Source organism: Natrarchaeobius oligotrophus, assembly GCF_003841465.1.
In the GTDB taxonomy this organism is placed as follows: domain Archaea; phylum Halobacteriota; class Halobacteria; order Halobacteriales; family Natrialbaceae; genus Natrarchaeobius; species Natrarchaeobius oligotrophus.
In genome coordinates this window covers 76,334-88,678 of record NZ_REFZ01000004.1, presented here as the reverse complement: position 1 = coordinate 88,678, position 12,345 = coordinate 76,334, and the positions used below count along the sequence as shown (strand labels likewise).

The following is a 12,345-nucleotide window of genomic DNA, read 5'->3' as shown; positions in this document are numbered from 1 at the left end:
CTCAGCAGTTCAGGCTTGGGACGCCACTAGAGGAGCTCGCGGTAGATCCGGCCGAACGCCTGTCGGCGAAGCGTCGCGATCGCGGCGTCCGCTTCGTCCTGGAACGTCGCCGCGACCGCCGTTCCGTCGGGACCGGCGTGCCAGACGACGTTGTCGACGTTCTCGTTGCCGACCTCGACGACCTCCTCGTCGCTGGATTCGAGCCACGAGTCGTACTCCTCGCGCGTTCCGACGGAGACCTCGAGCAGGCTCGCAAAGAGCGCGTCCCGGGCCGTCTCGACGACGTCCGTGGTGACCCGGTCGTCGTACTCCTCGCGATCGAACTCCATCGCTCGCGCGACCTCGCGGACGACCGTCCGTGCTGCGGGCCCGACCGATTCGTACGCGGCGCGTGCGTCTTCCGGCGATTCGAAGTCGAACGTCCCCACCGTGTGCATGTGCGTTGGCTCGGCTCGTGGGTAGTTACGCGTTTTCGTTCGCGCTTTCGCCCGCCGAGTCGTCGTGGTCCGACTCGTCGCCGTCCGATTCCGCGTGACCGGACGCGCTCGACTCCTGCATCTGTCGCGTCAGTTCCCGCGCCTCCTCGAGGACGCCCGCGGCGTCGTCGGACACCGCACCCCGACCGGGACGGCGGCTCTGAGCCGCCAGCGCGTCCTCGAACCCGGCCGGTCGACCGGCGTCGTGGCCGTGGCTCGTCCCCTCGAACTCGGGCGTCTCGATCTCGCGGGCGTACTCGCTGACGATCTCGCCCAGTTCCTCCGGACCGCAGCGCTCCCAGTTCGGCGCGTACTCCGCGAGCCACTCGCGGTGGTCCTGCCTGCCGATCGAGGCGGTGACCGCCAGGTGGTTCGCCAGATGGACGGCGTCGTGTTGTTCGGCGTCGCACACTGGACAGGCGTATCCCATGCCGTCGCCTACGGCTGGGGGCGGTAAAACGGCCACGCAACCGCGCCGGCCGCGCTCGAGGGATGGCGGTAACCGCTGGCGCGGTCACTCGAGTTTCCGGATCATCACGATCGCGTCTTCGCCGTCGTCGTAGTAGCCGGGCACACGACGGAGCGGCTCGAAGCCGAACTGCCGGTAGAGACGCTTTGCACCGTCGTTCGAGTGCCGAACCTCGAGTTTGACCGTCCCGGATCCCTGAGCGGCGAGGACGGCGAGCGTCCGCGAGAGTAACGCGGAGCCGACGCCGGCTTCCCGCCTGTCGGGGTGGACCGCGATGTCCTTGACGTGGCCGAGTCGGCGGCCGAACTGTTGGGTGGCGTCGGCGACGACGTAGCCGGCGATCTCGTCGTCGTTGTGGGCGACTAAAAACCCCGGTTCCCCGAGAAATCCCTCGAACGCCTCGTAGGGCCAGGGCTGAGAGAAGGACGCGTTTTCGATGCGAACGACGGCGAGCAGGTCAACGCGCTCTGCGGGTCGGATCGATACGTCGCCGTCACGCTCCGCCGAAGCGCGCGTCGTCACGGGTTCCGATAGGTCGTCCAGGGATAAAAGGGATACCGTCAGTCGGACGCGTTCGAGTCGACCGGCCAGTCGGTACCGAGTACTCTTCGTCGGTTTGCTCCTCGGAGTCGTCGACGGTGGTCGTCGGTTCGGCGTCCTCCGTCCCGCCGTACTGCGTCTGATTGTCGTCCGGTTCGTCGTCGTGGGAGTCGTCGGACACGGCGATCACTCCGCCGGAATCGCCTCGATCTCGAACTCCTCGGTCAGCTCCTTCAACCGCTCGAGGGCGTCCTGCTCCTCGCGGAGGTTCTCCTCGAGGAGGTCCGCCGCGTCGCTCATGCCGAGCTGGTCGGCGAGGGGGATCAGATTGCCGTAGGCGGCGATCTCGTAGTGTTCCGTCTTCTCCGCGGCGGCCATGTTGTGGTAATCGAGCACCTCCTGGTCGGGCTCTTCCGACGTGAACCCCTCGTACTCCCGAATCAGGCCCTCGATGCCCTCGCACTCCTCTTTCTCCGGCGGCTCGCCGAACATATCGAACACCTCTTCGAGCCGGTCGATCTGATCCCGCGTCTCCTCGCGGTGGTCCGCGAACGCGGTCGCGATCTCCTCGCGTTCGGTGTGTTGCTCCAGGTCATCCAGCGCGTCGAGCAGTTCGTGTTCGGCGTGGTAAATGTCCTCGAGTCCGTGTTCGAACAGGTCGTGAATCGTTTCCAAGCTCATACGTCACGCCGACTTCACCGGCGCAGTGAAAAAGTCGAGAGCCTGCGACGGCAGGCGAGATCAGCGATCTGGCGACCGCCTGCAACGGCGTACTCACCCCGTTCGATCGTCACTGTTCGGTGATGGATCGCTCGCGACCGAAACGGCGGGCTCGCACTGTTGATCGACGGGGTTTCCGAGACCAGTATCACCGAGCGGACGGCGACGTTCGACCGTACGACTCGACCGTCGCGCCTCAACTACCGGCCGTTTTTGCGACGACCGATGCACTCGGCGGAGAGACCGCCGAAACTGATCCCAGGGGGCACACAGACGACGAATCAACGATCCGAACGATTCAACTGACACGTCATCGGTTTCGCTCCGGACTCGAGGTTCCGAGCCGGGGGAACCGCCTCAGGGTGGCCGACAAACCGGCTGACGCACGATCGGGCGACGGTCGGATCGATCGGTTTCGCGCGGGGAAATCGGCGTCGATCCCGTGACGCCGCTCCTGAACGAAATCGGCCGATGGCAGCGGAATCGGCCGAAAGTGACCGTCGGGAAAGCCGGTAATATATTCCTCTAGAGCAGAGCACGGGTATCGCTTGCAGCCGAAGCGCTACTTATAGTGGCTGGGTTCGAACGGAGGGTAATGACCGACTCGGCCGAGTGTAAAGCGACGACAACGGAGCAGGACGAACAACGGGACGACGCTCACCTCGACGATATCGAGGAAGGGGCCGGCTGTACGGAGATCTGGGAACACCTCGCGGAGAAGCGCGAGGAGTGAGTCCAATCCGAGGTAGCGCCTTTTTTGATACCGAGGTCCGTACTGGATAGCATGACCGACAATCGGCCCGGCGATCGCTCGCGTGGTCGCGGCGAGGGCAATCGATCGATCCCGACGGATCGAGAATCACCCGTCGGTGCGCCAGTCATCCGCGGCGACGAATCGGTCACCGGGACCCGAGCCCGCGAGGCCGTCCAGTTCGACCCCGACGATCCGGACAGCCTCGAGAACGCCGCCGAAACGGTTCGACAGTTCGCACGCGGGGCGATCGAGGACGACCACCTCTACATGCTCCGCGGGGCGGCCGCCTGCGCCGCGCTGGTTCGCGGCGAGGGATCGTACAAAGCGGCGGCCGAGCGCGCCGGCAGCGACGTCACGGTTTCGTTCATCAGAAAGTGGGCCCGCGTTCACGATCTCCCCCGTTCGGTTCGCAAACAGGTCGCGCTTGGGATCATCGCGCCGACCGCGGCAAAGCACATTGCGCGCGTCGCTGGCGAGGCGCGGCTCCTGCTCGCGTGGGCGGCGATCGACGGCGATCTCACCGTTCGCGAGGTTCGAAGCGTCGCAAGCGCCGTCAACGACGGCGTTCCTATCCGTCAGGCGCTCGCGGAGTACGACGTCCGACTCGGTCGAGTCGAGGTCACGCTCTCGGCCGAAACCTATCGGGATCTGCGACGGCGGGCGTCCATCGACGGCGTCGACCCCGGCGAGATCGTCACCGAAGCGCTCGAGCAGTATTTCGAGTCGGAGTAACCCAGTCACACCGCGTACGTTGCTGACCGGCCGCATTCACGGCGACAGAAAGAAAACGTTTAACCACTACTCGCCGATAGTGACGGACACGGGGCCGGTAGCTCAGTCCGGCAGAGCGTCTGGCTTTTAACCAGACGGTCGCGTGTTCAAATCGCGCCCGGCCCGCTTCTCGCCGCGAGCAAATCCGCGAGCGGCGAGCATCGGAACCGGCGGGATTTGAACGCAGGGAGGTCGCGCGCAACGGAGTGAGCACGTCCGACCGTGTGTTCAAATCGCGCCCGGCCCGTTTTCACGACGAACGGACGTGAGGAGTGCAACGGCCGCCGCGATTTGAAGTAGACCAGAAAGGCGCAGCGAAGCGAGCATTTCTGGGCGTCGTTCACAATCGCGCCCGACCCGTTTCCACGGCTGTGAGTCCCCGCCTTCACGGATCCGTCGAGAGCGCACCATCGGCCGAGAGTCGCCCGTCGAGAGTGCACCGTCGCTCGAGTTCCCGACTTCGATTGTCGCGCGCCGGCGCGGGCCGACGGTCGAACGGTGTTCACGAGAGGCACACCTCGTACGGGCCAGAAGAGCGTGCCGAGGTCGGGAGAGAGCGAATACGGCGCTGATCGGGGGCGGGGCGGTCTCCGCGATTCGCCTCGAGAGGCCGACGACGGTAGTGACGGACGTGAGTGGAAAGCGTGGGGGTTCGCGGTGGCTCGGGCGTACACCCGAGAACGCTCCGGAACCAGCGCGAACGAAACGAGCGAGCAACTGCCGGCGGTCACGGTCGCGTTCGAGCTGCGTGACGCCGTCCGCCCGACGAAAATTCAGCGGAAAAACGATCACTGCGAGGAGACGAATCGCTTCACCCAGGGACGTCCGGCCAAAATATTTATATTTGTCTCTCGTACACGCGAACCGGCGAGGAAGGGACCGCTGTCGTTGCCACGCCAACTGTCCCTCTCGAGCAGAGTACCCTCGCCGAAGCGACAAGCCGGCCCCACCGAACCGCGTGTAATCACTGTAGGGGGTGAACACCTTGGACGTTCCGGCCGGCTTCTTCCGCGGAGATACGATCCGAGAGAGACGTCTCTCCGTTTCCTCGCACCCAGGGAGCCGAGATTCTCGATCGATTCGGTAGCCCGCGATATCTGCGGGAACGGTCGAGACAGGTATCGTACACGCCACGACAGAACTCCCCCGGATACTCGATAAAACAATATTGTTTCTACAGTAATAATGATGGTTCGATAGATATATGAATGGAGTGTTCGAATAATGTTCTACCTGTTCGGGTGTAAAATAAGCAGGATCTTCCGCAGGTGTTTGAGCGACGGCGTTCGCCCCTCGGAGGTCGTCACCCGATCAATCAACCCCCAATGAGAATCAGTATGAAAGAACACGAACAACTACATCGCGAATCTGGACTCGAGTCCGAATCGGAGCGCCCCGTCGATGACGCCAGTATCTGCGTCGTCGGTCTCGGCTACGTCGGTTTGCCGCTAGCGTACGAATTCAGCCGAATCGGACACGACGTCGACGGGTACGACGTCGATCCCGGAAAGATAGACGCCCTCGAAAACGGCGTCGATCCGACCGGTGACGTCGGAGATGAGGCGATCGAACGGTGTTCGATCGAGTTTTCGTCGGATCCGTCGGTGATCTCGAACGCCGAGTACGTGATCGTCGCCGTGCCGACGCCGGTCGACGACCTCGAGAAACCGAACCTCGAACTCGTCGATAGTGCGGGACGAACGGTGGGCGAGCACATCGAAGCCGGCGCGACGGCCGTTCTCGAATCGACCGTCTATCCCGGTGCGACTCGGGAAGTGTTCGTGCCGGCGATCGAAGATGCGAGCGGCCTCACCGCCGGCGAAGAAATCGGCGTCGGCTACTCCCCCGAACGAATGGTTCCCGGCGACGACGAGCACGGACTGGAAAACGTCGTCAAGATCGTCAGCGCAATGACCGACGAGACGCTCGAGGACGTCGCGGCGCTGTACGAGAGCGTCGTGGACGCGGGCGTCCATCGGGCGCCGACGATCGAAACGGCCGAGGCCGCAAAGTGCGTCGAGAATACTCAGCGCGACCTCAACATCGCGTTGGTCAACGAACTCGCCGTTGCGTGTACGCACCTCGGGCTAGACACGCGGGAGGTCCTCGAGGCCGCGGGAACGAAGTGGAACTTCCACGAGTACCGTCCGGGTCTGGTCGGCGGACACTGCATCCCCGTGGATCCGTTTTACCTGATTTACGAGAGCGAACGAAACGACTTCTCTCCCGAACTGATCCGAAAAGCACGCGAGGTCAACGAGTACGTGCCCGACCACGTCGCAGACATGACTGTTCGAGCGCTCAACGAGACCGGGAACGTGTTGCGAGACAGCCGTGTGCTCGTGTTGGGGTTGACGTACAAGCCGAACGTCGCCGACATTAGAACGTCCAAAATCGGGAACGTGATCGAAGCGTTGCGGGAGTACGACGTGTCGGTCGTCGGCTTCGATCCGCACGCGGATCCCGAACTCGTTCGCGCGGAGTTCGGAATCGACGTCCAGACGGATCTCTCGGCGAGCGGAATCGACGCGATCGTAATCGGGACGGTACACGACGAGTTCTACGGGCTGAGTCTCGGGGATCTCGCGTACGAAATGAACGACGATCCCGTGCTGGTCGACGTTGACGGCGCGTTCGAAGCGGAGGCGAACGAAAACGGGTTCGTCTACCGGAGGCTCTGATGTACAGGGATCACTCGATCGGCGTCGTCGTGCCGGCGTACGACGAAGCAGGCTTCATCGGGGACGTCATCCGCGGAATGCCGGCGTACGTCGATTCGATCTTCGTCGTCGACGACTGTTCGACCGACGGTACCTGGGACGAGATTCTCGAGGCGGCTCGAGCGGACGAACGAAGCGGCGACGACTCGCCCCAGCGCGACGACGCGGTCGAACGACGGCTCGTAACGGACGGTGGCTCGTGCCCGCTCGCACGGCGAGCGACCGTACACGATCCGATCGGACGGGTTACGCCGATCCAACACCGCGAGAACCTCGGCGCGGGCGGTGCGATCAAGACGGGATACCTCGCTGCGCTCGAGGACGGGCTCGACGTCGCGGTCACCGTCGACGGCGACGGACAGATGGACCTTTCGCAGATGCCACGCCTACTGGATCCGGTCGTCGGCGGCGACGCGGATTACGCGAAAGGCAATCGCCTTTTGTACCGCGAGTATCGGAAATCGATGCCGAAGTTCCGGTTTTTCGGAAACGCGATCCTGACGGTACTGACCAAAATCGCCAGCGGCTACTGGAAGATGATGGATCCCCAGAACGGGTATACGGCCATCTCTCGGGAATCCCTCGAGGCGATCGACGTGGAAGGGCTCTACGAGTACTACGGTTACTGCAACGATATTCTCGTGAAGTTGAACGCGAACGGAATGCGGGTCGCAGACGTCGCGATGCCGGCCGTGTACGGTGACGAGGAGTCGAGCATCACCTACACGAAATACGTCCGAAACGTTTCCGTGATGTTACTCAGGAACTTCCTCTGGCGATTGAAGACGAGATACCTCGTCATGGATTTCCACCCGCTCGCTCTGTTCTATCTGTTCGGCGCGGGAACGATCGGGGTCGGCACGCTAGGCTCGGCGTGGTCGTTCTACGCCGCGTTTGCGCTGGACGACCCGTGGTTCGTTCGATTCGTGTCCTGTTTGCTCCTCGTTTCGGTCGGAATCGTGTCCACGCTGTTGGCGATGACCTTCGACGTGAAAGAAAACGAGTCGTACGAGGTGACGGTTTTCGAATGAAAATCGTCTTCACGATCCAGCATCCGGCCCACGTCCACTTCTTCAAACATCCGGTGAAGCGTCTCTCGAACGATCACCGGGTTACCGTCTTCGTGCGGGAAAAAGACGTCGCGGTCGATCTGCTCGACGAGTACGAAATCCCGTACGAAGTTCTGGCCGGGCCGACGAACTCCGTTACAGAGTTAGCACTGACGCAACTGCGCTACGAGAGTCGCCTGATCCGAAAGGCGCGTCGAATCGAACCGGACGTGATGGCCGCGATTGCTGAACCCGGTGTCGCCCACGCCGCCAGACTCGTCGGCAGTACGGGACTAATCTTCACCGATACGGAGCACGCAACGGTACAGAACAGACTGGCGTTCCCGTTCTGTGACGTCATCTACACGCCAACCTGTTATCGAAACGAGATCGGATCCAAACAGGTCCGGTATCCCGGATATCACGAACTCGCGTACCTGCATCCCGATCGATTCGAGCCGAATCCGGACGTACTGGCGGCCGTCGGCGTTTCGGAAGACGACCCCCTCGTCGTCTTGCGACTCGTTTCGTGGGACGCCGCCCACGACGTCGGAAAAAGCGGCTTCGATCGGACGGAATCGGTCGTCTCGCGACTAGAACGGGAAGGCGCACAGGTGGTGATCTCGTCGGAGAGCCCGCTCCCGGCCTCGCTCGAGCGACGGCGGATCGACATCCCACCGCACCGGATACACGATCTCTTGTACTACTCCGATCTGTTCATCGGCGAGAGTCCGACGATGGCCACCGAAAGCGCCGTTCTCGGCACACCGGCGATATACGCGTCGTCTATCGAACTCGGATACGTCACCGAACTCAGCGAACGATACGGTTTGATATTCGAATACACCGGTCCGGACCGACAGGAGCGAAGCGTCGAAAAAGCGACCGAGATTCTGAATTCGACGTCCGAAACGACGTGGAGTCGTCGTCGAGAACGGCTCCTCTCCGATAAGATCGACACGTCGGAGTACGTTATTCAGGAGGTGTTGCGTCATGGATGACGCGACGGTAGCCGCCTCGAGCCACAGCTCGACGACGGCCGGTGATCGTCACGGTGGACGCAAGCTCCTCGTTATCGCACACAACTACAGCAATTTCACGAAAGGTCAGATCGACGCGATCGCGGATCGATTCGAGGAAGTGGTCGTACTCGTTCGCTACAATCGGTTCACCGATCTCTCGGGGATACTCGAGTTCGACACGCTGAAAAAGTACGGCCGCGATTTCAAAATCGCGGACTCGTCTCCCGAGAACGTGGAAGTCGTCCCGTTGGCGCTGACGTACGCGCCGATCGATCGCTGGTACAGAAGCCTCGGAAAACACCACTACTGGGCGGTGAAAACCGAACTCCGCGGGCGGATCGAGTCGTTCGATCTCGTTCACGCACACTTTAGCTGGACCGCAGGATACGTCGCAACGCGGTTAGGGGAGGAGTTCGGGATACCCAGCGTAATCACCGTTCACGAGAACGAAGACCGACTGGCTGACGAACTCCAGTCCGGAAACGACGATCTGTACTGGACGTGGAAAAACGCCGATGCGATTATTCGAGTGAACGAAAAGGACTGCGAACGGCTCTCGGAGTACAACGATACCGTCCACGCGATTCCAAACGGGTACGATCGTGAGCGGTTACCGCTGAAAGAGACGGCGACCGCTCGAGAGCGACTCGGTATCTCCCGAGACGAAACGGTCGTGTTTTCGCTTGGAGGGTTGATCCCGAGAAAACGGTTCGACCTGTTGATCGAAGCGGTGGCGGCCGTCGAACACGACGAACCCGTCGTCTGTGCCATCGGCGGGCGAGGAAAAGAACGCCGAAACCTCGAGCGGTTGGCACAAAGATACAGCAACGAGACGCTCGACGTGCGCGTTCTCGGATTCATCCCCAACGAAGAGCTCGCAAACTGGCTCAACGCGTGTGACATATTCGCACTCGCGAGCGAATCGGAAGGGAACCCGACGGTGATGTTCGAGGCGCTGGGCTGTGGAAAGCCCTACGTCGGAACCAACGTCGGGGGGGTCGACGAAATAATCACGACCGACGAGTACGGATTACTCTGTCCTCCCAACGACACGGACGCGCTCACCGAGGTGCTTCAACGCGGGCTCTCCAGGTCCTGGAACCGAGAGACGATCCTGGAGTACGGGACCCGGTTTACCTGGAACGAGATCGCCGACGAGGTGTACGATGTTTATCAGGACGTTGTGGAATGAAGCGCTCCGAATCGCGACCGCCATCGCCGCCATCCTGGCGACGTACACCCTTCGGTACGTTCGCCTGGGACTCGCTCGTCGGAGAGATCACTACCCCCATCCGTACAAAACGATCGACGTCGATCCGTCCGTGATCGAGTGGTACGGGGGACGGTTTACGAACAATCCGTTTCGGTACGGAGGGACGTTCAGCCTCGCATACTACGCGGGTGCAACAGTCCGCGGTGGCGACTGGGATCTCGAGACGGTACCCGTGAACGAACTTCGAAAGTACAGCGCGGTCGTCGATCGGTACGAACGCGGAATCCCGTGGGAGGAAACGAACATATACGAACACATTCTCGAACTCGCCGAGCGAAAGGGAAGTTACGACGGATGTACGACGAAAGCGGATGTCGTGCGCCGGTATCGGGAGATCGACGAACTCTACCAGCAGATACGCGACGACGGATACAGAACCGACGACGGACTCGATCAGGTCTGCGTGAATATTGGACGAAACGGAGACGTGATCTTCAACGGAAACGGAAACCATCGGCTGTTCATCGCGAAGGTTCTCGGTCTGGACGAGATACCGGTCCGCGTGCTCGTGAGACACGAGGATTGGATGACGCGACGGCGGAAACTTGTAGAGGGTGAATTCGACGGAACGCCGCCCGCCGATACGAAGTGGGGGACGGATCATCCTGATCTGGACGATGTGGTCGTGGCCGAGAATATCTCTTCTTGATCGTCAGCTCGATCGGGAGCGACGTAGTACGTTCTGAAGTCACCCGTCGTGTGCACCCGGTGGGCGACCGTCTCCCGCTCGAGATAGGCGAAGTCGTCCTCCGTAAATCGGAATCCGTCGTAGAGTTCGCTCTCGCGTTTCTCGTCGGCACTACTTATCGTTAGATACGTTTTCGAGGGATACACCGTCGGAAGATCCTGGGATGCGAAGTTATCCGGTGACCCACCGCGTCGCCATCCGTCGTGATAGTAGTCTCGCCGGTCACGGTGGGCAGGGCCGTTGATGGCGTGTCCGTACCGACTCACGTGCGAACGAACGTGATCGTGTCTAACGGTCGGCTGTTCGTACTGGAACACCAGTTCGTATCCGGTCGTGTCCGCTTCGGTTACGTGTTCCGTGTCCTGATGGATGTAGCCGGACGGGTGAACGATGAGCAGCGACAGTCCCACGAGAACCAGAAGGCAGGGAACGAGTACGAATCGAGTGTCCAGCGACACGCTCGAAACGACGTACCGACCCGTGGCTACGGCACCGACGATCGTGAAGATCACCATCACGAAACCGGCAAATCGGAAGAACATAGTCGTCCGATTGGTGACGAGAAAAAGCAACATCATCCCTCCAATCGGGACGAGACCGAACACGAAACTCGACAACAGCAGATCGCGCTCACCGTCGGGCGTCGTACGTGAGCTCGGGCGACGAACCAACGCGAGTGTTCGCTCGAGTGTGAACACCGCGACGACGAGCCCCACGACGAGGCTGACGGAAAACAGTTTCAGAAACAGCGTGGCGAGTGTGCCACCGACTTCGGCGACCGAGGAACCCCGTTGGGAGACGTCACCCGCAACTTCTGCGCCTTCGACGACGTAAAAGAGTAATCCGGAAAAGAAATTCGCGAACACGTTTTCGAATCGGATCCAGACCCACGTACAGCCGCCTAGTAGTAGCGATTGGCGGAACAGCGTTCCGACGCTGCCACCGTCTACCGGTCCGAGAGACTGATACAGCCAGAGCACGACGGCGACGGCTACGAGAAAGACCGTCAGAACGACCGTATACATCGGATGGAACACGAGTAATCCGGCGAACAGCAACAGCGCGATCAGGCGGGTCCGGATCGTCCGCTCGATCAGAACGAGAAGGACGGCGAACAGAACGAACGGGATCGAAAACAGCGCGAAATTTCGAGGAGACGGCTCTACGTGTATCGTAACGTGGTTGACCGGCAACAAAAAGAGCGCGAAAAACACGCCCAACGTCGTCGCTCCCGTCGTGGAATCGATCCGTCGAACGACGAGCGCAACGAACACGACGAACAAGCCGACGAAAATCACCGGGAGCAGCATCAGCGATCGGCGAACGGACAACGCCGTGGTCTGTGCGAGTGCACTCCCAAGGAGGTGAACTGCCGGATAGAGCAGGTCGGTTGCCGATCTCGTCCCGGCTAGTAGCTCACGAGTCCACCCGAGATGTGTCAACATGTCACCTTCACCTACAAAATAGTACCGTCGAAGGAGCGGTAACGAAACCACCAGAAGCACGGAGTACGCGGTCGCGACGAGCGCTAGGCGGTTCGGTTCGTTCGCTTCGACGCGAGAAAATGCGATGAGAGTCGACGCACAGATGGAAGACGCGAGCACGAGCCAGAACGAACGCGGGGTCGACCGATAGACGTCGATTTCGTAGCCGATCGCGCCGTTTCGAACGGCGATCGCGGCTGCGGTGCCGCTGAGAACGAAGCACATCGCGACCGATATTTTGTAGGACCAGTCGGTAGCTACGATTCCCATTCGTGTAGAGTTGCCGCATCTACCGGTGATAAATTTTGTGAAAATACGGTTGTATGATTACTCGAACGCGGCCAGTCAATCTATCGCTCGGAACCGTCTCCCCTTCGAG

At 61.2% G+C, this 12,345-nt stretch carries 13 protein-coding genes and 1 tRNA gene; 8 read left to right on the top strand and 6 right to left on the bottom strand.

All coding sequences use genetic code 11. The features are described 5' to 3' along the window. Positions 1-26 precede the first annotated feature (26 nt). From EA472_RS07160 to EA472_RS07140, 5 genes are all read right to left on the bottom strand, one after another. Positions 27-437: a DUF5809 family protein gene (locus EA472_RS07160; protein ID WP_124190829.1), complete on the bottom strand. Its 411-nt coding sequence runs from the start codon at positions 435-437 to the stop codon at positions 27-29. 25 nt (positions 438-462) lie between these two features. Beyond that, a complete protein-coding gene (locus EA472_RS07155; protein ID WP_124190828.1) occupies positions 463-906 on the bottom strand; it encodes a DUF5810 domain-containing protein in 444 nt (147 codons plus the stop codon). 84 nt (positions 907-990) lie between these two features. Then, on the bottom strand, positions 991-1,467 hold the full coding sequence (gene rimI, locus EA472_RS07150; RefSeq protein ID WP_124190827.1) for a ribosomal protein S18-alanine N-acetyltransferase: 477 nt from the start codon (positions 1,465-1,467) through the stop codon (positions 991-993). After that, positions 1,439-1,666, bottom strand: a complete 228-nt coding sequence (locus tag EA472_RS07145; RefSeq protein WP_165874840.1) for a hypothetical protein — start codon at positions 1,664-1,666, stop codon at positions 1,439-1,441. The genes rimI and EA472_RS07145 overlap by 29 nt, the downstream gene beginning before the upstream one ends. A 5-nt stretch (positions 1,667-1,671) precedes the next feature. Then, the gene (locus EA472_RS07140) at positions 1,672-2,166 is read right to left on the bottom strand and encodes a ferritin-like domain-containing protein (RefSeq protein WP_124190825.1); all 495 of its coding nucleotides are present in this window, start codon (positions 2,164-2,166) and stop codon (positions 1,672-1,674) included. A 634-nt stretch (positions 2,167-2,800) separates the two neighbouring features. Here EA472_RS07140 and EA472_RS22400 point away from each other — a divergent pair. From EA472_RS22400 to EA472_RS07105, 8 genes are all read left to right on the top strand, one after another. Further along, entirely contained in the window at positions 2,801-2,938 is a 138-nt protein-coding gene (locus EA472_RS22400; protein WP_165874843.1) for a hypothetical protein, read from the top strand. Between the two features lie 51 nt (positions 2,939-2,989). Next, on the top strand, positions 2,990-3,691 hold the full coding sequence (locus EA472_RS07135; RefSeq protein WP_124190824.1) for a DUF7119 family protein: 702 nt from the start codon (positions 2,990-2,992) through the stop codon (positions 3,689-3,691). Positions 3,692-3,782: 91 nt separating this feature from the next. Continuing rightward, positions 3,783-3,856 (top strand) — tRNA-Lys (locus EA472_RS07130). Positions 3,857-5,067: 1,211 nt separating this feature from the next. After that, positions 5,068-6,411: a nucleotide sugar dehydrogenase gene (locus EA472_RS07125; protein ID WP_124190823.1), complete on the top strand. Its 1,344-nt coding sequence runs from the start codon at positions 5,068-5,070 to the stop codon at positions 6,409-6,411. After that, positions 6,411-7,481 carry a glycosyltransferase family 2 protein gene (locus EA472_RS07120; protein WP_124190822.1) on the top strand — a complete coding sequence of 357 codons (1,071 nt, stop codon included), beginning with the start codon at positions 6,411-6,413 and terminating at the stop codon, positions 7,479-7,481. The genes EA472_RS07125 and EA472_RS07120 overlap by 1 nt, the downstream gene beginning before the upstream one ends. Next, positions 7,478-8,500: a DUF354 domain-containing protein gene (locus tag EA472_RS07115; protein ID WP_124190821.1), complete on the top strand. Its 1,023-nt coding sequence runs from the start codon at positions 7,478-7,480 to the stop codon at positions 8,498-8,500. The genes EA472_RS07120 and EA472_RS07115 overlap by 4 nt, the downstream gene beginning before the upstream one ends. Continuing rightward, complete coding sequence (locus EA472_RS07110) at positions 8,493-9,713, top strand: glycosyltransferase (protein ID WP_124190820.1); 1,221 nt, start codon at positions 8,493-8,495, stop codon at positions 9,711-9,713. The genes EA472_RS07115 and EA472_RS07110 overlap by 8 nt, the downstream gene beginning before the upstream one ends. After that, positions 9,688-10,443, top strand: a complete 756-nt coding sequence (locus EA472_RS07105) for a hypothetical protein (RefSeq protein ID WP_124190819.1) — start codon at positions 9,688-9,690, stop codon at positions 10,441-10,443. The genes EA472_RS07110 and EA472_RS07105 overlap by 26 nt, the downstream gene beginning before the upstream one ends. Here EA472_RS07105 and EA472_RS07100 read toward each other — a convergent pair. After that, entirely contained in the window at positions 10,395-12,236 is a 1,842-nt protein-coding gene (locus EA472_RS07100) for a hypothetical protein (RefSeq protein WP_124190818.1), read from the bottom strand. The two genes, EA472_RS07105 and EA472_RS07100, sit on opposite strands and share 49 nt — an antisense overlap. Between the last annotated feature and the right edge of the window lie 109 nt (positions 12,237-12,345).